Below are 20,104 nucleotides of genomic sequence, written 5' to 3'. Positions count from 1 at the left end.
GGTTAAATTTATGCTGTTATCTGAGCAAACGTATAAAAAAATAGATCGTGAAATTGCAAAATTTCCAGACGATCAACGACAATCTGCTGTCATGGCTGCGCTGGCTATTGCGCAAGACCAAACCAGTTGGTTGCCGCCCGAAGTTCTGCAAGAAGTTGCTGACTATTTACGCATGCCAGCAGTGGCTGTGCAAGAGGTTGCCACTTTCTACAATATGTACAATACCAAGCCGGTTGGGCAGTTCAAAATCACTGTTTGCACTAATTTGCCTTGTGCGTTGTCTGGTGGTGAAAAAGCGGCACATCATTTAAAGCACAAACTCGGTATCGACTATAGAGAAACCACTGCAGACCATAAATTCACCTTAATGGAAGGTGAATGCATGGGGGCTTGCGGTGATGCGCCGGTGATGTTGGTCAACAATAAGCGTATGTGTAGTTTTATGTCAGATCAAAAAATTGATGCTTTGGTTGATGAGTTAAAAAATACCTCTCCAGCTGACGCTTCAGGCAATGAGGGCTCTCGCAAATGACCAGCTTACATACCAGACACATTAAGCCATTAATATTGGCTGGATTAGACGGGACAAACTGGGGCTTGGCCGACTACGTTAAACGCGGTGGTTACAGCGCCTTAAAACGTATCCTGACCGAAGGCATCACCCCTGAACAAGTGATTGCTGAATTAAAAGCATCCTCCTTGCGTGGTCGCGGCGGTGCCGGTTTCCCAACTGGATTGAAGTGGAGCTTTATGCCGCGTCAATTTCCAGGTCAAAAATATTTAGTATGTAATACCGACGAAGGTGAGCCGGGTACATTTAAAGACCGCGACATCATTCGCTACAATCCGCATGCGTTGATTGAAGGTATGGCGATTGGTGCTTACGCCATGGGCATCACCGTCGGTTACAACTATATTCACGGTGAGATTTTTGCTGATTACGACCGTTTTGAAGAGGCGTTAGAACAAGCACGTGCAGCAGGAATGTTGGGTGACAACATTCAGGGCTCCAGCTTTAGTTTTCAATTGCATGCTTTCCACGGTTATGGCGCTTATATCTGTGGTGAAGAAACGGCTTTGCTGGAATCATTGGAAGGTAAAAAAGGCCAGCCGCGCTTTAAACCGCCATTCCCAGCGAGCTTTGGTTTGTACGGTAAGCCGACCACAATTAATAACACCGAAACCTTTGCAGCTGTGCCGTTTGTCATGAATATGGGCGGCGAAGCGTATGCAGCCATCGGTAAACCAAACAACGGCGGCACCAAAATTTTCTCGATGTCGGGCGACGTAGCTAAGCCGGGCAATTACGAAGTGCCGATGGGTACGCCGTTTGCAACGCTGCTTGAATTGGCTGGCGGTATGCGTGACGGTAAAAAGATTAAAGCCGTTATTCCTGGCGGCTCATCGATGCCAGTGTTAACTGGTGATGTAATGATGGCAACCGATATGGATTATGATTCCATCGCTAAAGCTGGTTCTATGCTTGGTTCCGGTGCCGTTATCGTGATGGATGAAACCCGTTGCATGGTCAAATCTTTATTGCGTTTATCGTATTTTTACTACGAAGAATCATGCGGACAATGTACGCCATGCCGTGAAGGTACTGGCTGGTTATATCGTATGGTGCATCGTATTGAGCACGGCCAAGGTCGTGCTGATGATCTGGATATGTTAAATAGCATTTCGGATGGCATTCAAGGTCGCACTATTTGTGCGCTTGGTGATGCTGCTGCGATGCCAGTGCGCGCTATGATCAAGAACTTCCGCGCAGAGTTTGAATATCACATCGAGCATAAGCATTGCTTGGTACCGACATACCTTTAGGCTAAAGAATAGGCCAGAGAATACCATGGTTGAAATCGAAATCGACGGCAAAAAAGTTGAAGTGCCACCAGGCAGCATGGTAATGGATGCTGCCAATAAATTGGGCACTTACATTCCACATTTTTGCTATCACAAAAAATTATCTATCGCGGCAAGTTGCCGTATGTGTCTGGTTGAGGTTGAAAAAGCACCTAAGCCATTGCCAGCTTGCGCTACTCCGGTAACAGCCGGCATGATCGTGCGCTCCAAGAGCGATAAAGCGGTTAAGGCGCAAAAAGAAGTAATGGAATTTTTGCTGATTAACCATCCGCTCGATTGCCCAATTTGCGATCAGGGTGGTGAATGTCAATTGCAAGATTTGGCCGTCGGCTATGGTAAATCGTCTTCACGCTATGAAGAAGAAAAACGGGTAGTTTTTCATAAAAACGCCGGTCCGTTGATTTCAATGGAAGACATGACTCGTTGCATTCATTGCACACGATGCGTTCGTTTTGGTCAGGAAATTGCTGGCGTGATGGAATTAGGCATGTTGGGTCGCGGCGAACACGCAGAAATCACGACATTCGTTGGTAAGACAATTGATTCCGAACTGTCCGGCAACATGATTGATATCTGCCCAGTTGGTGCGTTGACTTCCAAGCCATTCCGCTATTCAGCGCGTACTTGGGAATTGTCACGCCGTAAATCAGTTAGTCCGCACGATGGCTTAGGTAGTAACCTGATTGTTCAAGTTAAAAACAATAAAGTTATGCGCGTTTTGCCACTTGAAAACGAAGCAGTCAACGAATGCTGGATTACCGATAAAGATCGTTTCTCCTACGAAGCTTTGAATAGCGAACAGCGTTTGACTAAGCCGATGATCAAACAGGGCGGCCAATGGCAGGAAACTGACTGGCAAACAGCGCTGGAATATGTTGCGCATGGTTTGAAAAATATCAAACATGAACACGGCGCAGCTGCGATCGGTGCTTTGGCAACCCCGCACTCCACGCTAGAAGAGTTAAGTTTGCTGCAAAAAGTAATACGTGGCATGGGCAGTGAAAATATTGATTTCCGCCTGCGTGCATCTGACGACACAGTAACAACCGGTTTCAAACCTTGGTTGGGTATGCCGATTGCTGAGTTTGCAGAATTGACCAATGTTTTGGTAATCGGTTCTTTCCTGCGTAAAGATCACCCATTGTTGGCGGCTCGTTTGCGTCATTCGACTAAAGTCGGTAGCAAAATTTCGATTCTGCATGCTAGTGATGATGATTTGTTGATGCCAGTCGCAAACAAATTAATTTGTGCACCGTCAGCATGGTTGTCTGCATTAACAGAAATTATGTTGGTAGTTGCTGAAGCTAAAGGCGTTACTGCGCCAGTCGCGCAAATCACTATTTCAGACGCAGCGCGTGCAATTGCCGCCGATCTGTTAGCTGGTGATAAAAACGCGATTATGTTGGGTAATGCAGTTACCCAACATCCGCAAGCAACGCAATTACACGCAGTTGCTCAGTGGATTGCTGAACAAACCGGCATTAAGTTTGGATATTTGACAGAAGCTGCAAATACCGTAGGCGGTTACATCGCCAATGCTTTGCCAGGTCAAAACGGCTTGAATGCACAGCAAATGTTGACACAAGCGCGTAAAGCCTACGTCTTGTTGAATGCAGATCCGCTGCTGGATTGTGCGACTGATGCTCGTCCGGCATTAGAGCAGGCTGAAATGGTGATTGTGTTGTCGGCATTTAAACAGGCACTGGATTACGCCGATGTATTACTGCCAATCGCACCATTTACTGAAACTTCAGGCACCTTCGTGAACTGTGAAGGTCGCGCACAAAGTTTTAATGGTGCAGTCAAACCATTGGGTGATACTCGTCCAGCATGGAAAGTATTGCGCGTTCTTGGCAACTTACTCGGTATAGCCGGTTTTGATTACGAAACATCGGAATCAGTGCGTGATGAGTTACTGCAAAAACAAACGGACTTATCCAGCCTTCTAAATAACAAGATTAGTCTGACCGTTTCAGGCGTGGATAAAGTTACTCCTGTTGCAGGCTTTGAGCGAATTTCAAATGTGGCTATCTATAGCACAGACGCTTTAGCGCGTCGTTCTGAAGCACTGCAAGAAACAGCGGATGCAAAACCACCACGTGCCTGGATGGCGGCGGCTCATTTAACCGAAATGGGACTAGTTGATGGCGATATCGTTAAAGTCAGCCAAGCTGGTCGAAGCGTATTGTTGCCAGTGTCGCGTGATAAAGGCTTGCCGGCTGGCGTAGTTAGAGTTGCTGCAGGGCATCCAGTTACCGCATCACTTGGCGCAATGTTCGGTCAAATTACTGTGGAGCGTGCGTAATGATTATGGACTTTATCAATTCATATGGCGGCGCATGGTTTGGATCATGGTGGTCTAATATATGGGTCACAGTTTGGACATTAATTAAAATCATCTGCATTACTTTGCCGATCATGGGCTTGGTTGCGTACCTGACGTTATGGGAACGCAAAATGATCGGCTGGATGCATGTGCGTTTAGGCCCAAATCGTGTTGGACCTGCTGGTTTGTTGCAGCCGGTTGCCGATGCACTGAAATTGCTGCTCAAAGAAATTATTATTCCAACTAAAGCGAATAAAGCTCTGTTTGTGATCGCACCTATTATGACGATCATGCCAGCCTTGGCTGCTTGGGCAGTGATTCCTTTTGGCCCAGAAACAGTACTGGCCAATGTTAATGCCGGTTTATTGTTATTAATGGCAATCACTTCCATGGAAGTGTATGGCGTCATTATTGCGGGCTGGGCATCTAACTCAAAATACGCATTTTTAGGTGCGATGCGCGCATCGGCACAAATGGTGTCGTATGAAATCGCAATGGGTTTTGTATTGGTAATCGTGTTGATGGTTTCCGGTAGCTTGAATCTGACCGATATCGTGATGAGCCAAAGTAAAGGTCGCTTCTTTGATCTGGGCATAAATTTTCTATCTTGGAACTGGTTGCCATTGCTACCGATGTTTGTTGTCTACATTATTTCTGGAATAGCTGAAACCAATCGTCATCCATTCGACGTGGTTGAAGGTGAATCTGAGATTGTTGCTGGTCATATGGTGGAATATTCAGGCATGTCGTTTGCCATGTTCTTCCTGGCCGAATATGCCAACATGATTTTGATTTCTGCGGTGGCCTCATTGATGTTCTTGGGTGGATGGGCAGCTCCGTTTAGTTTCTTAACTTGGATACCCGGCTGGATTTGGCTTGGTGCTAAAACCTTTGTGGTGGTTTCCATGTTTATTTGGGCGCGTGCTTCATTCCCACGTTACCGCTTTGATCAAATTATGCGTTTGGGCTGGAAAGTATTTATTCCGCTAACGCTGGTTTACTTAGTGATCGTGGCGGCTTGGATGCAAACCCCGTGGAATATCTGGAAATAAGTGAATGGAAGCTAAGATGCACGCTATTAAAGATTTCTTCGCCAGCTTAATGCTGCGTGAATTGATAAAAGGAATGGCCTTAACAGGTCGGTATATGTTTGCACGTAAGATTACTGTGCAATTTCCTGAAGAAAAAACACCAATGTCACCGCGTTTCCGTGGTCTGCATGCTTTACGCAGTTACCCAAACGGTGAAGAGCGCTGCATTGCTTGCAAACTTTGTGAAGCGGTTTGCCCGGCAATGGCGATTACGATTGAATCAGAACAGCGTGCCGACGGAAGCCGTCGTACTACGCGCTATGACATTGATTTAACTAAATGTATTTTCTGCGGATTTTGCGAAGAGTCTTGCCCGGTTGATTCAATTGTTGAAACACACATATTGGAATATCACGGTGAAAAACGTGGTGATTTGTACTTCACAAAAGAAATGTTGCTGGCAGTCGGAACTAAGTATGAACCGGAAATTGCAGCTGCTCGTGCCAAAGATGCGGCGTACCGTTAACCTATAAGTGCTCGAATAATGGAATTTACCTCTGTCCTCTTTTACGTATTCTCAGCCATATTAATATGTGCTGCGTTTCGCGTTATTACTGCACGCAATCCTGTGCATGCGGCACTTTTTTTAGTGTTGTCGTTCTTTAGTGCTGCTGCTCTTTGGATGTTGTTGCAAGCTGAATTTTTGGCGATTGTTTTAGTTCTGGTTTATGTCGGTGCGGTAATGGTGTTGTTCTTGTTCGTAGTGATGATGCTCGATATCAATATGGATAAAATCCGCGAAGGCTTCTGGGGCAATTTCCCGTTAGCGGCAACAGTCGGCGTAGTGATTGTGCTTGAAATGTCGATGGTGTTGTTACGCGGTTTTTGGACGCCAGTGAGTAACTTGCCAGCAAAAGTAGAAACCATCAACAATACGAAAGTATTGGGTTTATTGATTTATACCCATTATGTCTACGCATTTGAAATTGCCGCTGCCATTTTGTTGTTAGGGATTGTCGCTGCTGTTGCATTGACTCTGCGCAAACGTAAAGACACCAAACATTTCGACCCTGCGTTGGCGGTTAAAGTGAAGAGTAAGGATCGCGTGCGGATTGTTAAGATGCAAGCTGAATCGACTCGCACAAAAGCGGATGCAAGCGCAGATACAAGCAGCACTACTGACGCCAACAAGGAGGGCAAATGATACTCACAGTTACTCTTAGCCATTACCTTATTCTTGGCGCAATTTTATTTGCAATTTCAGTGATTGGCATTTTTCTGAATCGAAAAAACATCATCGTTTTATTGATGGCAATTGAACTGATGTTGTTGGCAGTGAATATGAATTTCATTGCTTTCTCTCATTACCTGGGCGACACAGCAGGGCAAATTTTTGTTTTCTTCATCTTAACCGTGGCTGCAGCAGAGTCTGCGATTGGTTTGGCAATTTTGGTCGTCTTATTCCGCAATTTAGACACCATTAATGTTGAAGACTTAGATACGCTCAAAGGATAGATAATTATGACGGTAGGGCAGATTAACCCACAATTACTCTTGGCGGTGCCTTTGGCACCACTGGCAGGCGCTGCTATTGCAGGTTTGCTTGGGACTAAGTTTTTAGGGAATATAGTAGGACGTAAAACCTCGCATAGTGTAACTATTCTGGGCGTGCTGATCGCGATGATCATTTCCATCTACACCTTGATGGCGGTATTGGACGGCGCAAGCTTTAACGGTACGATCTATCAATGGATGGATGTCGCTGGCTTAAAACTGGAAGTCGGTTTTCAGATAGACAGTCTTTCTGCAATGATGATGTGTGTAGTGACATTTGTGTCTTTAATGGTGCATATTTACACAATCGGCTACATGGCAGAGGACGAAGGGTATAACCGCTTTTTCTCTTATATTTCCTTGTTTACTTTCTCGATGTTGATGCTAGTTATGAGCAACAACTTCTTGCAATTGTTTTTCGGCTGGGAAGCGGTTGGTTTGGTTTCCTATTTGCTGATCGGTTTTTGGTATACCAAACCGACCGCAATTTTTGCCAACATGAAAGCATTCTTAGTCAATCGGGTAGGGGACTTTGGTTTCATTCTCGGTATAGGCTTAATTGTGGCTTACACCAATAGCATGAATTACAGCGAAGTTTTTGCTAATAAAGACATCTTGCTGCACGGCGTATTGCCAGGCACTGACTGGATGTTAGTTACCGTTGCCTGTATCTGCCTGTTTATTGGTGCGATGGGTAAGTCGGCGCAATTCCCATTGCATGTATGGTTGCCTGATTCAATGGAAGGCCCAACTCCGATTTCAGCATTGATTCATGCTGCGACAATGGTAACTGCCGGTATTTTTATGGTGGCACGTATGTCGCCGTTATTTGAATTGTCGGATACCGCCTTGTCGTTTATTTTGGTGATCGGCGCAATTACTGCCTTGTTCATGGGTTTCATGGGCATCATACAAAACGATATTAAACGCGTCGTTGCTTATTCAACTTTATCGCAACTTGGTTACATGACAGTCGCTCTAGGTGCATCGGCTTACTCAGTTGCGGTATTCCACTTAATGACGCATGCATTTTTTAAAGCCTTGTTATTTTTAGGTGCTGGTTCAGTCATCATGGGTATGCATCACGACCAAGATATTCGTAATATGGGTGGCTTGCGTAAATATATGAAGATTACCTGGATTACTTCATTAGTTGGTTCACTGGCATTGATCGGTACGCCATTCTTCTCCGGTTTTTATTCTAAAGATAGCATTATTGAAGCCGTACAAAGCAGTCATTTAGCTGGTGCAGGCTTCGCTCAGTTCTCTGTTTTGGCTGGTGTATTCGTTACCGCTTTCTACTCTTTCCGTATGTATTTCCTGGTTTTCCACGGTAAAGAAAATTTCGGCAAAGCGCATGCTGAGCACGGACATGATGACCATCATGCTGCGGATGCGCATGCAGATGACCACGATGCGCACGAACATCACGGTTTAGCTCCGGGGCAAAAACCGCATGAATCTCCATGGGTAATTACATTGCCATTGATTTTATTGGCTATCCCTTCTGCGTTAATCGGTTATTTCACTATTGAGCCTATGTTGCATGGCAGCTTCTTTAAAGATGCAATTTTTGTGGCCGGTCAACATGAAGCGATGCAAACATTAACTGAAGAATTCCATGAAGTTGGTGGCGCTTTAGGTATGGCTATTCACTCACTTACTTCATTGCCGTTTTGGTTGGCAGTGGCGGGTGTTGCTACCTCCTATTTGTTCTACATGGTGAAACCTGAAATTCCGGCGGCACTTAAGAAAAATCTCAGCTTCATTTATACATTGCTGGACAATAAATACTACATGGACAAATTTAACGATGTAGTTTTTGCTGGTGGCGCACGTTTGTTGGGTGGCGGATTGTGGAATATAGGTGATAAAGGTTTGATCGACGGTTTAATTGTCAATGGTAGTGCCAAACTGGTTGCCTGGTCTTCAAGAGCAATTCGTACAATTCAGACCGGCTATATCTATCACTATGCCTTTGTCATGATACTTGGCGTGTTGGGTTTCCTGATCTACTTTATGCCAAACCCATTTACTAAATAAGCAGACCAAAGAATATAACCATGATGCAGTCAACCTCCATTTTATTAAGTCTTGCGATCTGGCTTCCAATCGCGTTCGGGATTTTTGTCATTGCTTTTGGCAAAGATGAAAATCCAAATCTGGTACGAATCGTCTCTTTAATTGGGGCTGTCACCAGTTTTCTTGTCACGCTCCCGTTAATCAAAGAGTTTGATAATGCTGCCCACGGCATGCAATTCGTTGAGCATTCCAGCTGGATAGAGCGCTTTAATGTGAACTATTATTTGGGTATTGATGGAATCTCGCTGTGGATGGTGATACTTACGGCTTTTATTTCCGTTATCGTCGTCATCGCAGGTTGGGTTGTCATTGAAAAACGCGTAGCGCAATACATGGGCGCATTTCTGATCTTGTCAGGTTTAATGATCGGTGTGTTTTGCGCTTTAGACGGACTGCTATTTTACGTATTCTTTGAAGCGACATTGATCCCGATGTACATCATTATCGGTGTCTGGGGTGGTGCAAATCGCGTCTATGCGTCGTTCAAGTTTTTCTTGTACACGTTGATGGGTTCATTGCTGACCCTGATTGCCATCATTTATTTATATACGCAATCCGGTAGTTTCGACATTCTTGTCTGGCATAAATTGCCGCTCAATTTGAATCAGCAAATTTTGATTTTCTGCGCGTTCTTGATGGCGTTTGCCGTAAAAGTACCAATGTGGCCAGTACATACCTGGTTACCTGATGCGCACGTTGAAGCACCAACTGGTGGTTCCGTCGTGTTGGCGGCAATTATGTTGAAATTAGGTGCCTACGGTTTCTTGCGGTTCTCTTTACCGATTGCTCCTGATGCAAGCCACTACCTATCCGGTTTTATTATTACCTTATCGCTGATTGCCGTGATTTACATCGGTTTGGTGGCTTTGGTTCAAACCGATATGAAAAAATTGGTGGCGTATTCTTCCATCGCGCATATGGGCTTTGTGACGCTAGGTTTCTTCATGTTTAACGACATGTCGGTACAAGGTGGCCTGGTTCAAATGATTTCACACGGTTTCATCTCAGGTGCGATGTTCCTGTGTATTGGCGTGTTATATGACCGCGTTCATTCGCGTCAAATCGTCGATTACGGAGGAGTTGTTAATACCATGCCGAAATTTGCCGCCTTCTTTGTATTGTTCTCGATGGCCAATTGCGGTTTGCCTGCGACCTCAGGTTTTGTTGGTGAGTTTATGGTAATTATGGGCGCGGTTAAGTTTAATTTCTGGATCGGTATGTTAGCTGCAACGGCCTTGATTTTCGGCGCCGCTTATTCCTTGTGGATGGTAAAGCGCGTCGTTTTCGGAGCTGTAACACATAAACACGTTGCTGAATTAACTGATTTAAGTGCACGCGAATTTTTTATGTTGGCGGTGTTGGCAATAGCCGTATTGGCGATGGGACTGTATCCACAGCCTTTCACAGCAGCGATGCAAACTACAGTCACTGATTTATTAGCGCATGTCGCTACATCCAAAATTTAAGGCCAAACAGGCAAAAAGATGATGAATTTTACACCGGCATATCCTGAACTATTTTTACTACTGGCGATCTGTGCGATCTTGTTGATTGACATGTTTTTGTCAGACTCAAAGCGCATAGTGACGCACTATTTATCGCTCGCTTCCATTGTGATTTGTGCTGCATTGACTATGTCGGACTTCAACGCAGGTCAAACTGTGTATACGTTCAATAATATGTTCTTGTCTGACCCAATGTCTAACTTATTGAAATTGTTTTCATACTTAGCTGTTGGTATGACCTTAATTTATAGTCGCCAATATAGTACTGATCGCGGCATGCTGGGTAATGAGTTGGGCGGTGAATTCTACGTTCTGGCCTTGTTCTCTTTGCTTGGACAAATGGTGATGATTTCAGGTAATAACGTACTGATCATTTACCTCGGTTTGGAACTGATGTCATTAGCTTTATATGCTTTAGTCGCTTTGCGCCGTAACCATGTTTCATCTACAGAAGCCGCAATGAAGTATTTTGTACTCGGTGCATTAGCTTCAGGATTTTTGCTGTACGGAATATCCATGTTGTACGGTGCAACTGGCTCTTTGGATTTATCTGAAATTGCACGGATCAGTTCGTCAGTTACCGCGAATAAAACGATTTTAGTATTCGCTTTAGTATTTATTGTTTCTGGCCTGGCCTTTAAATTGGGCGCTGTACCTTTTCATATGTGGGTACCCGATGTTTATCAAGGTTCACCGACCAGTGTTACCTTGTTATTAGGTGCTGCTCCAAAATTTGCTGCATTTGCAATTTGTTTCCGCCTCTTAGTCGAAGCCTTGTTTACACAAGCTGTGGATTGGCAACAAATGTTAACCGTGTTGGCAGTTTTGTCGATGGCGGTCGGTAATATCGCGGCTTTAGCTCAGACCAATTTGAAGCGTATGTTGGCTTTCTCCACGATTTCACACATGGGCTTTATGTTGTTAGGCCTGCTGTCTGGCGTTTCAGATGGACACGTTAATTTAGCCGCGAGCGCTTATGCCTCATCTATGTTTTATGTGATTACCTATGTTATTACCACGTTAGGTACTTTCGGCATGATTTTGCTGTTAGCACGTAATGGTTTTGAATCTGAGCAAATTGATGATTTAAAAGGCTTGAGCAAACGTAGTCCATGGTTTGCCTTTGTGATGTTAATGATGATGTTCTCACTGGCTGGAATTCCTCCATTTATGGGATTCTATGCGAAGTTATCAGTACTGCAGGCGGTATTAGGAACAGGGCAAGTCTGGCTGGCAATCGCAGCTGTCTTATTCTCGTTAATCGGTGCGTTTTATTATATTCGGGTCATTAAAGTGATGTACTTTGATGAGCCGTCAGATACGCACGTATTGGCGGTTGGTAAAGAAATGCGCTTGGTACTTAGCTTAAATGGTTTGGCCGTCTTAGTATTCGGAATAATGCCTGAATCGCTAATGAATACCTGTTTGGTTGCCATTACTAAAACATTGGCATCTTAATGCAGCTGTCGGTAGCTGTTTGGATTGTGATTGTGTTGGCACTGTTCGGTGCCAACCTGCCTTTTTTAAATCAACGTTTATTTGCAGTGATTCCTCTTAGGAATGCAGGCTCAAAAAAATCATTTTGGCTGCGCTTGCTTGAATTGCTTGTCTGTTACTTTTTACTGGGTGGCTTAGCCTATCTGTTTGAAGTCAGTATTGGCAATGTATTTCCACAAGGATGGGAATTTTTCGCCATTTCTGCCTGCCTGTTTATCGTATTCGCATTTCCAGGTTTCGTTTATCAATACTTGCGCCGCCAATGACTGACTTAGATAAGCATTTAAAAGAAACTTTTATTTCTGGTGAGCAGGTTTATGACGGTCACTTCTTAAAAATACAGCGCGATAAAGTTGCGTTGCCTGATGGTAAAAGCACATTTCGTGAATATATAAAACACCCTGGTGCCGTCGTTATTCTTCCATTGTTTGAAGATGGTACTGTTTTATTAGAACGCCAGTACCGCTATCCACTTAATCAAGTTTTTATCGAGTTTCCTGCTGGGAAAATTGACCTTGACGAAGACCCGCTTGATTGTGCTAAGCGTGAATTGCTTGAAGAAACCGGCTACACGGCAAATTCATGGCAGTTTGTCTGCACTATTCACAACGCCATTGCGTATGCGGATGAGCATCTGGAAATTTTCTTGGCGCGTGATTTACATCCTGGACAATCAAATCTGGATGACGGTGAATTCCTTGAAACTTATCGGGCACCACTTACCGAATTACTGGATGCAGTTAAAAACGGTCAAGTTACGGATGTAAAAACCATTATCGGTGCTTTTTGGCTGGAAAAAATTCAATCTGGACTTTGGCTTAAGTCCTAGTCTTACTTCCTCTCTACTCATTTTGCTGTTGTTTTGTCACATAACTTGCTGACTTAACTTCTGCTACCTTTATGGATAATAATAAATTATGTTTTATATGCAAACATTCATTTTTTGAAATGAAATTAAAGTTAGAATCTAACTTGTTGAACTTGGCAATTAATACACATACGTTTTTTTGCTTTGATTTTCAGCTGACGTTAAGCGCACTAACTCAATAATTTCATCAGGAGAAAATAAATGTCATCTCAATTAACTACTTTATATAAAATCTCGGCTTTGGCGGTTGCTGCAATATCTTCTGCATCGGCTTCAGCACAATCTGCTGGTGATACGATTGTAAGCGCAGGTTGGGCTCATATAGCACCTCAAGACTCTAGTACACCATTAAGAATTACTTCGCCAATGTCAGCGTCATTGCCTGGTTCTGGAGCTTCTGTAGATCCTACTAATACCCTTGGCTTTTCGGTAACGCGTTTTCTCACCGATAATTGGGCAACCTCGCTTGATTTAGGTATTCCTCCAACCTATAAATTGCAGGGCACCGGTTCATTGGCATCAGTTGGTCAAATTGGGGAGGCTAAGCAATGGGCTCCGACCTTACTAGGTAAGTATTTTTTTGCTGACTCAAACGCGCAGTTTCGTCCATTTGTCGGCGTGGGCGCTACCTATGTGCGCTATACAGATATTTCCTTGACGCAAAATTTCCAACAAACTGTGGCTGGCACGCTAGGCCTGCTAAGTCAAGGAGCGATCAAGGCTACGGATACTTCAGCCAAGTTGAGTAGTTCTTGGGCTCCTGTTGTGAACGTTGGTATTAATTACGCTATCACTAAAGATTGGTCCGCGAGTTTTTCAGTATCTTATGTTCGTTTGAAAACTACCGCTGACTTAACGACGACGACTAATGTTGGGCCAGTTTTAAGTACGACGAAGTTAACACTTAATCCGATTGTGACGTATCTTTCGGTTGGTTACCGCTTCTAATTCGCTACTAACATCACAAAAAAAAGCCGCTTTGCGGCTTTTTTTATTTCTATTGTTATTTATTGAATGCAATGTGTTGCAAATGGAATTAAACTTCTAACTCTCAATTCGCGAGGAAGGTTAAAATTGCGCTCAGTCAAGTTCATTAATAGCCATACCTAGTGTAGTTAGGATGTCCTGCTTGATTTTTAGCTTTTCAACATAAATACCAATTTTTTATTTGGAGACAATAAATGCAATTTCAAATTACTTCCGCAGCTAAATTTGCCGCTTTAGCCATTCTGGCCGCATCTGCAGCGCCTTCTTTTGCTCAATCTGCTGGCGATACAGTTGTGAGTGCTGGTTGGGCTCATATTGCTCCGCAAGACTCTAGTACACCTTTAGTTATTACTTCACCTAATATTCCGGGAGTAGCGGGACCAAAAGTAGGTTCAGGCGCAAGCGTTGATCCTACCAATACCTTGGAAGTATCTATCGATCGTTTTTTGACCGACAATTGGGTTGCTTCCCTTGATATCGGTGTACCGCCGACTTATAAATTAATCGGTACGGGGACTTTCGCTCCAATTGGTCAAATTGGTACAGCCAAGCAATGGGCTCCGGCTTTACTCGGCAAGTATTATTTTGGTACTGCGCAAACAGCATTCCGTCCAATTTTAGGATTGGGTATCGCTCATGTAAGTTATTCAGATGTTTCATTGTCTAATAGCTTTCAGACATATGGACAACAACAAGGATTTGATTCTAGCGCTGTTTCTACCGCTAAATTGGGCAGTTCTTGGGTTCCAGTATTCAATGCTGGCGCAAGTTACGCGATTGATAAAGATTGGTATGCCAGTTTTACAGTGTCTTATGTAAAGTTAAAAACAACGGCGGATTTAACTATCAATCCAACCCTAGTTGGATCAGTGCAGGGTAATACAACACTTACTTTGAACCCTATCGTACTTTATGCTGCTATCGGATATCGCTTCTAAGTTGATTTAGATTGATCTCAGCTCCATAAAAAAAGCCGCGTTTGCGGCTTTTTTTATGGAGCTTGAATATTACATATTCGGGTAATTCGGTCCGCCGCCGCCTTCTGGTGTTACCCAAACGATATTTTGAGTCGGATCTTTAATGTCGCAAGTCTTGCAATGCACGCAGTTTTGAGCGTTGATTTGCAGCTTATCCGCGCCATCATCGGCTTTAATAAATTCGTATACGCCAGCAGGGCAATAACGTGCTTCCGGGCCCGCGTATTGCGCTAAATTGATACCGACAGGTACCTCTGCGTTTTTCAACGTCAAATGTATCGGCTGGTCTTCAGCGTGATTGGTGTTGGAAATGAAGACTGAGGAAAGTCGATCAAATGTTAATTTCCCATCCGGTTTTGGATACACAATAGGTTCAAATTCGGAAGCAGGGCGCAGGCATTCATGGTCCGCATGCTGGTGATGCAATGTCCATGGCGCTTTACCCTTGAATAGGATTTGATCGATACCCACCATCGCAGCACCAAAATACAAACCTTTTGCCAACCACGGTTTAACGTTACGTGCTTTATGCAATTCGGTATGTAACCATGAATCTTTAAATGCGACGCTGTAGCTGCTCAGTTCATCATGAGCGCGCTCTGAAGCTAATGCCGTGAAGATGGATTCTGCTACCAACATACCGCTCTTCATTGCTGCGTGGCTACCTTTGATACGGCTCATATTCAAGAATCCAGCATCACACCCGATCAATGCTCCGCCCGGGAAGGTGAGTTTAGGTAAGGATTGAAGTCCACCAGCAGTAATCGCGCGTGCGCCGTAAGAGATCCGTTTAGCGCCTTCAAAGAAGTGACGAATTGCCGGATGGGTTTTGTAGCGTTGAAATTCTTCATAAGGCGACAAATACGGATTGGCGTAGCTTAAGCCAACTACTAGGCCAACTGCCACCTGGTTGTTTTCCAGGTGATACAGGAAAGAGCCGCCATAAGTATCTGAAGCTAACGGCCAGCCAGCAGTGTGTATGACTAAACCGGCTTGATGCTTAGCAGGATCTATTTCCCACAATTCTTTGATACCGATACCGTAAGTTTGTGGGTCGCACTGTTCGTTTAAGTTGAATTTTTGCATCAACTGTTTGCCGAGGTGGCCACGTGCACCTTCTGCAAACAAGGTGTATTTCGCGTGTAATTCCATGCCTAGCTGGAATGCCGCACTGGCTGTGCCGTCATGGCTTACGCCCATGTTGCCAGTGGCGACGCCTTTTACTGAGCCATCTTCGTTATATAAAATTTCAGCAGCAGGGAAGCCAGGGAAAATTTCAACACCTAAGCTTTCAGCCTGCTGGCCTAACCAGCGCACCACATTAGCTAAGGAAATAACGTAGTTGCCGTGGTTTTGAAAGCAATCCGGCAGCATCCAATTGGGAGTTTTGATGGAGCCAGTTTCGGTTAACATTAAAAAACGATCTTCGCTGACTTCGGTATTTAACGGTGCGCCGAGTTCTTTCCAGTTTGGGAATAATTCATTGATGGCGATCGGGTCCATCACTGCGCCGGATAAAATATGTGCGCCTAATTCACCGCCTTTTTCCAGCACGCAGACTGATACTTCTTTGCTTTGAGCTAGCGCTAGTTGCTTGAGTTTGATCGCCGCTGACAGCCCAGCAGGACCACCGCCGACGATAACGACATCGTATTCCATCGTATCGCGTGGCCCAAATTTTTCCAGGAAGTTTGTAGTCATAACGGTGATCTCATTTTGGTTGTAAGGTTAATTTAGTACGAGCGTGCTTATTTTTTGTTTGAATAATATAGGTTACTGACGAATTGAGCAAGATAGCGTAGCAACGAATTTTGAAACGAATGTCGAAATTATGTCAGAGCCAGTCAAAATATGCATTAAATGACTGGAATAGGGTGCTGATTGCATCACTGAAATTGCAACAATTATGGCATCATGTTGTGATGTTTTATATTTGAGGAGGCAACGATGGGTATTGAAGTTAATTTCGAAGGAAAAATCGCTTTAGTTACTGGCGCATCCAGCGGTTTAGGTGCGCGCTTTGCAAAAGTATTAGCTCAAGCCGGTGCGCAAGTGGTGTTGGCAGCACGACGAATTGATCGCTTAAAAGAATTGCGTGCCGAAATTGAAGCCGAAGGCGGCGCCGCCCATATGGTGCAGCTCGACGTGAGCGACTATGCCAGCATTAAGTCGGCGATTGCGCATGCGGAAACCGAAGCCGGGCCGATTGACATCTTGATTAATAACGCCGGAGTTTCTACAACGCAGCGCTTGTTGGATGTCACGCCAGACGATTACGCCTATGTCATGGATACTAATCAGCGCGGTGCCTTTTTTGTGGCGCAGGAAACCGCTAAACGCATGGTTGCGCGCGCTAAAGGTGATCCTAAAAAACAGCACAGAATAGTTAATATCGCCTCGGTTGCCGGTATGCGTGCGTTACCTCAAATTGGTATTTATTGCATGAGTAAGGCGGCCGTCATTCAAATGACCAAGGCGATGGCATTGGAATGGGGTAAATACGGTATTAATGTGAATGCGATTTGCCCTGGTTACATTGCCACCGAAATTAATCAAAGTTATTTTGATAGCGAAGCAGGCAGAAAATTGATGAGCATGTTGCCGCGCAATCGCCTGGGCCAGCCAGAAGATTTGGATGGATTATTGTTGTTATTAGCCGCAGAAGAATCCCGGTTTTTAAATGGCGCAATTGTGAGTGCTGATGATGGGATGAGTATTCAATGACGACAGTAGGAAATACGCAGCAAAACCAGCAATCTGAGTTGAAGTTGGTCTATACATGTTGTATGCCGGTGCGGTGGGGTGACATGGACGCATTTGGACATGTCAATAACACCGTGTATTTCCGTTATATGGAGCAAGCTAGAATTGAATGGATGGCTTCATTTTTAGACGTGGCCAGTGCGTCAAACACTGGTCCCGTTTTAATCAATGCGCAATGTAATTTTTTGCGCTCATTAAAATATCCGGATCAAATTGAAGTGCAGATGTTTATTGCTGCGCCGGGCCGTTCCAGTTTTAATACGCATTACCAAATTTATCGTTTGGGTGCCGAGAAAACGCGGTGTGCGGAAGGGCAGGCAAAAGTGGTGTGGGTTGATACTGTACAAGAAAAATCAGCTCCGTTACCCGAAGCTGTTCTTGCTCAATTTCGATGACTATCGCGTTGACTAAGTGAGTTAGGTGGGCTTGTGTTTAAACGCCCACCATTTACTTCCCGAAAAATTCCACAACAAGCCTATGCCAGTCGTAATGATTTGCGCAAACCAGTAATACCATCCCAGCTGTTTTACAAACAAGCTCATCAGCAAGAAGTTAAGACACCAGCCGATTCCAATGACGGAAAAATATTTACTGGCTGCTTCTTTATGTGATTTGCCGCTGCTGAAAGTAAAGAAATAATTCAGCAAATAATTAACCACCGAACCAAGAATGTAGCCGATGGCTGATGCGACGGCTGCTGCCATTAAAAAATATTCAACGCCTATCCATAAACTGAGATATTGCACTAACGTGCCAGATAAGCCGACAGCGGCGAAATGGATGAATTGACGAAATAGGGCGATCGATTTTGGACTAAATTGCATGGGTTCTTGATGTGTTGTTAGTTAGCAGATTATTTTGGATTGGTTTGAAGTTCAATGACTTTGCGCTGATTCTCAGCATCTTCCTGCATTTTTTTCTCAAGATCTTTGGCTTTTTGCAGTTGCGCACGTTGTGGCGCAATATCGAAAGCAGGTTTTTCTTCAACTGCTTTATTATCGGTTTTCCCACATGCAGATAGCCCACAGACAAGGGTGAGTAATAGTGAAAAAATAAGAATGTGTCGCATGATTAATCCTCCGCACGAAAAGTAATAGTTTAACTTGAACTTACTCATGGGTGCAAAACATCGTATAAATCAGCTTACCTTCATGCAGGGAAAATAAGGGAAATTACTCGGACGCTGTTTTTTTTGGAGGCGAAAGGGAATCAGCTGTGGCTGATTCGATGTTGGATCTCAGGCTGTGGCAGAAATCGCGGGTGGCGGTTATTAGTTCCACCCGATTTCGTGATGCGGAGAATTTCCTGTTCTTGCTTTAGTGCGACATCAATGTGGGAATCGTCATGCTTTCCAAGATGGTACGGGTTGCTCCGCCCATAATCATTTCCCTGAAACGCGAATGGCCGTAACCACCCATCACCATTAAATCCGAATTTAAATCCGACGCTAAGGATAATAAAGCGTTGCCGGTATTGAGTTTTGTGTTGTGCACTGAAACGTCCAGCTTAATGCCGTGGCGCGCTAAATAAGCGGCAATGTCAGCGCCAGGTTGCTCGCCGTGCGTATCACCCTTGGGGTTAACTATCGCTACATTCACTAAATCGGCTGTACGTAATAAGGGAATGGCGTCGGTAATAGCGCGGGTTGCGGCGCGGCTGCCGTCCCAGGCAATCAATGGGCGCTTCCCAGGCTGATTGAAGTCACCTGCGTACGGGATAATTAATACCGGACGGCCCGAATTAAGGATCATGTATTCAGGGAAATCATCCATCACGGCAGGGGAAGCCTCGTCTGGATTGGTTTGTCCAACAATCACCAAATCGCAATATCGCGCTCGTAAACCTATCCCGCCGCAAGCATCATCTTGGGTAATTTCGCTACTGAATGAAGTCACACCTAATTTGGCCGCTTGGATTTTAAAATCGACGACATTTTGTGTAGCTCGTTCACGCAAATACTCTAAGTGACTCAGTAAGCTTGGATCAACGCCATTGATATTGCCGTCTTGATAGATAAACCGTGAAACACCGGTATCCGCAATAGCAAGCAGGTGAGCGTCCTGTTTCATGGCTAATTGCGCTGCGAGTTGAATGCGGCTTGGTGAGCGGCTAGTATCGTCAATGTGAACTAATATCGTTTTATAAGTCATAGTAATTCCTTAATGAGGTGATCTTAATTGGCGATGTTGAATCTTTGCAAGAGCTGTTATTTAGTTTGGTTTTTAATTTTTCAATTCGATTGTTCTACTATTTTATGCAATATTGCACAAAATATCGAAAAAGCACCTTGCTTATATTTTTGCGTCCTTCTTTAACATAATCAAGGCCGAGCCCAGTGATGAACATGCTTTGGCATAAGGCGTACCGTCGGCCAGCATGCTGCGTGCGGAAGTGTGTTCGCCCAGATTAATTTGTCGCGCTACCTTTGCTGCTTGCGCGTGAAATGCTTCGTGCGCTTCCATGCACGGCTTATACGAGCTTAAAAATTTGAACTTGCGTTCCGCTTCGCCATGCAGCCACACTCCTAGTGCACAACGGTCCGATTTCATGATCACTGTCGCATCAACTTGGGCATTGGCTTCAATGGCCATGATAAATTGATCTTTCAGTTCTTTGTCACTCTCATAAGCGGTACGCAGATCCATTTTTAT

General features: G+C 44.4%; 21 protein-coding genes. 16 read left to right on the top strand and 5 right to left on the bottom strand.

Annotation, left to right across the window (positions count from 1 at the left end):
- The first annotated feature begins 10 nt into the window (after positions 1-10).
- The 14 genes from nuoE to S2091_RS18105 all read left to right on the top strand — a co-directional run bounded on the left by nuoE (position 11) and on the right by S2091_RS18105 (position 14,651).
- On the top strand, positions 11-532 hold the full coding sequence (gene nuoE / locus S2091_RS18170) for an NADH-quinone oxidoreductase subunit NuoE (protein WP_105533375.1): 522 nt from the start codon (positions 11-13) through the stop codon (positions 530-532).
- Positions 529-1,824: an NADH-quinone oxidoreductase subunit NuoF gene (gene nuoF / locus S2091_RS18165; RefSeq protein WP_105533374.1), complete on the top strand. Its 1,296-nt coding sequence runs from the start codon at positions 529-531 to the stop codon at positions 1,822-1,824. The genes nuoE and nuoF overlap by 4 nt, the downstream gene beginning before the upstream one ends.
- A 25-nt stretch (positions 1,825-1,849) precedes the next feature.
- Positions 1,850-4,168 (top strand): NADH-quinone oxidoreductase subunit NuoG, encoded by a 2,319-nt coding sequence (gene nuoG, locus S2091_RS18160; RefSeq protein ID WP_105533373.1) that lies wholly within the window; start codon positions 1,850-1,852, stop codon positions 4,166-4,168.
- A 5-nt stretch (positions 4,169-4,173) separates the two neighbouring features.
- Positions 4,174-5,241, top strand: coding sequence for an NADH-quinone oxidoreductase subunit NuoH (gene nuoH, locus S2091_RS18155; RefSeq protein WP_207769748.1), 1,068 nt, complete (start codon positions 4,174-4,176; stop codon positions 5,239-5,241).
- Between the two features lie 16 nt (positions 5,242-5,257).
- A complete protein-coding gene (gene nuoI, locus S2091_RS18150) occupies positions 5,258-5,746 on the top strand; it encodes an NADH-quinone oxidoreductase subunit NuoI (protein WP_105533403.1) in 489 nt (162 codons plus the stop codon).
- A gap of 18 nt (positions 5,747-5,764) precedes the next feature.
- Positions 5,765-6,424, top strand: a complete 660-nt coding sequence (locus S2091_RS18145; RefSeq protein WP_105533371.1) for an NADH-quinone oxidoreductase subunit J — start codon at positions 5,765-5,767, stop codon at positions 6,422-6,424.
- On the top strand, positions 6,421-6,735 hold the full coding sequence (gene nuoK, locus S2091_RS18140; RefSeq protein ID WP_105533370.1) for an NADH-quinone oxidoreductase subunit NuoK: 315 nt from the start codon (positions 6,421-6,423) through the stop codon (positions 6,733-6,735). The genes S2091_RS18145 and nuoK overlap by 4 nt, the downstream gene beginning before the upstream one ends.
- 6 nt (positions 6,736-6,741) lie before the next feature.
- Positions 6,742-8,817 (top strand): NADH-quinone oxidoreductase subunit L, encoded by a 2,076-nt coding sequence (gene nuoL, locus S2091_RS18135; protein WP_105533369.1) that lies wholly within the window; start codon positions 6,742-6,744, stop codon positions 8,815-8,817.
- A gap of 20 nt (positions 8,818-8,837) precedes the next feature.
- Positions 8,838-10,322 carry an NADH-quinone oxidoreductase subunit M gene (locus tag S2091_RS18130; protein ID WP_105533368.1) on the top strand — a complete coding sequence of 495 codons (1,485 nt, stop codon included), beginning with the start codon at positions 8,838-8,840 and terminating at the stop codon, positions 10,320-10,322.
- A gap of 21 nt (positions 10,323-10,343) precedes the next feature.
- The gene (gene nuoN, locus S2091_RS18125) at positions 10,344-11,819 is read left to right on the top strand and encodes an NADH-quinone oxidoreductase subunit NuoN (protein WP_105533402.1); all 1,476 of its coding nucleotides are present in this window, start codon (positions 10,344-10,346) and stop codon (positions 11,817-11,819) included.
- 5 nt (positions 11,820-11,824) lie between these two features.
- Positions 11,825-12,124: a DUF2818 family protein gene (locus S2091_RS18120; RefSeq protein ID WP_105533401.1), complete on the top strand. Its 300-nt coding sequence runs from the start codon at positions 11,825-11,827 to the stop codon at positions 12,122-12,124.
- Positions 12,121-12,687 (top strand): NUDIX domain-containing protein, encoded by a 567-nt coding sequence (locus S2091_RS18115; RefSeq protein ID WP_105533367.1) that lies wholly within the window; start codon positions 12,121-12,123, stop codon positions 12,685-12,687. Before S2091_RS18120 ends, S2091_RS18115 begins: the two co-directional genes overlap by 4 nt.
- A gap of 240 nt (positions 12,688-12,927) precedes the next feature.
- Complete coding sequence (locus tag S2091_RS18110; RefSeq protein ID WP_105533366.1) at positions 12,928-13,674, top strand: OmpW/AlkL family protein; 747 nt, start codon at positions 12,928-12,930, stop codon at positions 13,672-13,674.
- A 233-nt stretch (positions 13,675-13,907) separates the two neighbouring features.
- The gene (locus tag S2091_RS18105; protein ID WP_105533365.1) at positions 13,908-14,651 is read left to right on the top strand and encodes an OmpW/AlkL family protein; all 744 of its coding nucleotides are present in this window, start codon (positions 13,908-13,910) and stop codon (positions 14,649-14,651) included.
- Positions 14,652-14,720: 69 nt separating this feature from the next.
- Here S2091_RS18105 and S2091_RS18100 read toward each other — a convergent pair whose 3' ends face one another.
- The gene (locus S2091_RS18100) at positions 14,721-16,349 is read right to left on the bottom strand and encodes an electron transfer flavoprotein-ubiquinone oxidoreductase (protein ID WP_105533400.1); all 1,629 of its coding nucleotides are present in this window, start codon (positions 16,347-16,349) and stop codon (positions 14,721-14,723) included.
- 288 nt (positions 16,350-16,637) lie between these two features.
- Between S2091_RS18100 and S2091_RS18095 the strand changes: the two genes are divergently transcribed.
- Both S2091_RS18095 and S2091_RS18090 read left to right on the top strand, forming a co-directional pair.
- Positions 16,638-17,414: an SDR family oxidoreductase gene (locus S2091_RS18095; protein ID WP_105533364.1), complete on the top strand. Its 777-nt coding sequence runs from the start codon at positions 16,638-16,640 to the stop codon at positions 17,412-17,414.
- Positions 17,415-17,452: 38 nt separating this feature from the next.
- Positions 17,453-17,848 (top strand): acyl-CoA thioesterase, encoded by a 396-nt coding sequence (locus tag S2091_RS18090; RefSeq protein ID WP_105533399.1) that lies wholly within the window; start codon positions 17,453-17,455, stop codon positions 17,846-17,848.
- Positions 17,849-17,869: 21 nt separating this feature from the next.
- Here the strand turns inward: S2091_RS18090 and S2091_RS18085 are convergent, their stop codons facing one another.
- The 4 genes from S2091_RS18085 to S2091_RS18070 all read right to left on the bottom strand — a co-directional run bounded on the left by S2091_RS18085 (position 17,870) and on the right by S2091_RS18070 (position 20,098).
- Positions 17,870-18,277: a GtrA family protein gene (locus S2091_RS18085; RefSeq protein WP_105533363.1), complete on the bottom strand. Its 408-nt coding sequence runs from the start codon at positions 18,275-18,277 to the stop codon at positions 17,870-17,872.
- Positions 18,278-18,306: 29 nt separating this feature from the next.
- Positions 18,307-18,522: a hypothetical protein gene (locus S2091_RS18080; RefSeq protein WP_105533362.1), complete on the bottom strand. Its 216-nt coding sequence runs from the start codon at positions 18,520-18,522 to the stop codon at positions 18,307-18,309.
- Between the two features lie 247 nt (positions 18,523-18,769).
- Positions 18,770-19,603, bottom strand: coding sequence for a universal stress protein (locus tag S2091_RS18075; RefSeq protein WP_105533361.1), 834 nt, complete (start codon positions 19,601-19,603; stop codon positions 18,770-18,772).
- A 141-nt stretch (positions 19,604-19,744) separates the two neighbouring features.
- Positions 19,745-20,098, bottom strand: coding sequence for a CZB domain-containing protein (locus S2091_RS18070; RefSeq protein WP_105533360.1), 354 nt, complete (start codon positions 20,096-20,098; stop codon positions 19,745-19,747).
- Positions 20,099-20,104: the final 6 nt, after the last annotated feature.

It is taken from the genome of Solimicrobium silvestre (assembly GCF_002976435.1).
Taxonomy (GTDB): domain Bacteria; phylum Pseudomonadota; class Gammaproteobacteria; order Burkholderiales; family Burkholderiaceae_D; genus Solimicrobium; species Solimicrobium silvestre.
This window is presented reverse-complemented; position numbering and strand designations above follow the sequence as displayed.

Excerpts from the sequence above, each read along its gene's own strand:
- nuoL (WP_105533369.1), top strand. The coding sequence starts at position 6,742 with ATGACGGTAGGGCAGATTAACCCACAATTACTCTTGGCGGTGCCTTTG.
- S2091_RS18070 (WP_105533360.1), bottom strand. The coding sequence starts at position 20,098 with ATGGATCTGCGTACCGCTTATGAGAGTGACAAAGAACTGAAAGATCAA.
- nuoK (WP_105533370.1), top strand. The coding sequence starts at position 6,421 with ATGATACTCACAGTTACTCTTAGCCATTACCTTATTCTTGGCGCAATT.
- S2091_RS18100 (WP_105533400.1), bottom strand. The coding sequence starts at position 16,349 with ATGGAATACGATGTCGTTATCGTCGGCGGTGGTCCTGCTGGGCTGTCA.
- nuoN (WP_105533402.1), top strand. The coding sequence starts at position 10,344 with ATGAATTTTACACCGGCATATCCTGAACTATTTTTACTACTGGCGATC.
- S2091_RS18095 (WP_105533364.1), top strand. The coding sequence starts at position 16,638 with ATGGGTATTGAAGTTAATTTCGAAGGAAAAATCGCTTTAGTTACTGGC.
- nuoH (WP_207769748.1), top strand. The coding sequence starts at position 4,174 with ATGGACTTTATCAATTCATATGGCGGCGCATGGTTTGGATCATGGTGG.
- nuoF (WP_105533374.1), top strand. The coding sequence starts at position 529 with ATGACCAGCTTACATACCAGACACATTAAGCCATTAATATTGGCTGGA.
- S2091_RS18075 (WP_105533361.1), bottom strand. The coding sequence starts at position 19,603 with ATGACTTATAAAACGATATTAGTTCACATTGACGATACTAGCCGCTCA.
- S2091_RS18145 (WP_105533371.1), top strand. The coding sequence starts at position 5,765 with ATGGAATTTACCTCTGTCCTCTTTTACGTATTCTCAGCCATATTAATA.
- S2091_RS18105 (WP_105533365.1), top strand. The coding sequence starts at position 13,908 with ATGCAATTTCAAATTACTTCCGCAGCTAAATTTGCCGCTTTAGCCATT.
- nuoI (WP_105533403.1), top strand. The coding sequence starts at position 5,258 with ATGCACGCTATTAAAGATTTCTTCGCCAGCTTAATGCTGCGTGAATTG.
- nuoE (WP_105533375.1), top strand. The coding sequence starts at position 11 with ATGCTGTTATCTGAGCAAACGTATAAAAAAATAGATCGTGAAATTGCA.
- nuoG (WP_105533373.1), top strand. The coding sequence starts at position 1,850 with ATGGTTGAAATCGAAATCGACGGCAAAAAAGTTGAAGTGCCACCAGGC.
- S2091_RS18085 (WP_105533363.1), bottom strand. The coding sequence starts at position 18,277 with ATGCAATTTAGTCCAAAATCGATCGCCCTATTTCGTCAATTCATCCAT.
- S2091_RS18130 (WP_105533368.1), top strand. The coding sequence starts at position 8,838 with ATGATGCAGTCAACCTCCATTTTATTAAGTCTTGCGATCTGGCTTCCA.
- S2091_RS18080 (WP_105533362.1), bottom strand. The coding sequence starts at position 18,522 with ATGCGACACATTCTTATTTTTTCACTATTACTCACCCTTGTCTGTGGG.
- S2091_RS18115 (WP_105533367.1), top strand. The coding sequence starts at position 12,121 with ATGACTGACTTAGATAAGCATTTAAAAGAAACTTTTATTTCTGGTGAG.
- S2091_RS18110 (WP_105533366.1), top strand. The coding sequence starts at position 12,928 with ATGTCATCTCAATTAACTACTTTATATAAAATCTCGGCTTTGGCGGTT.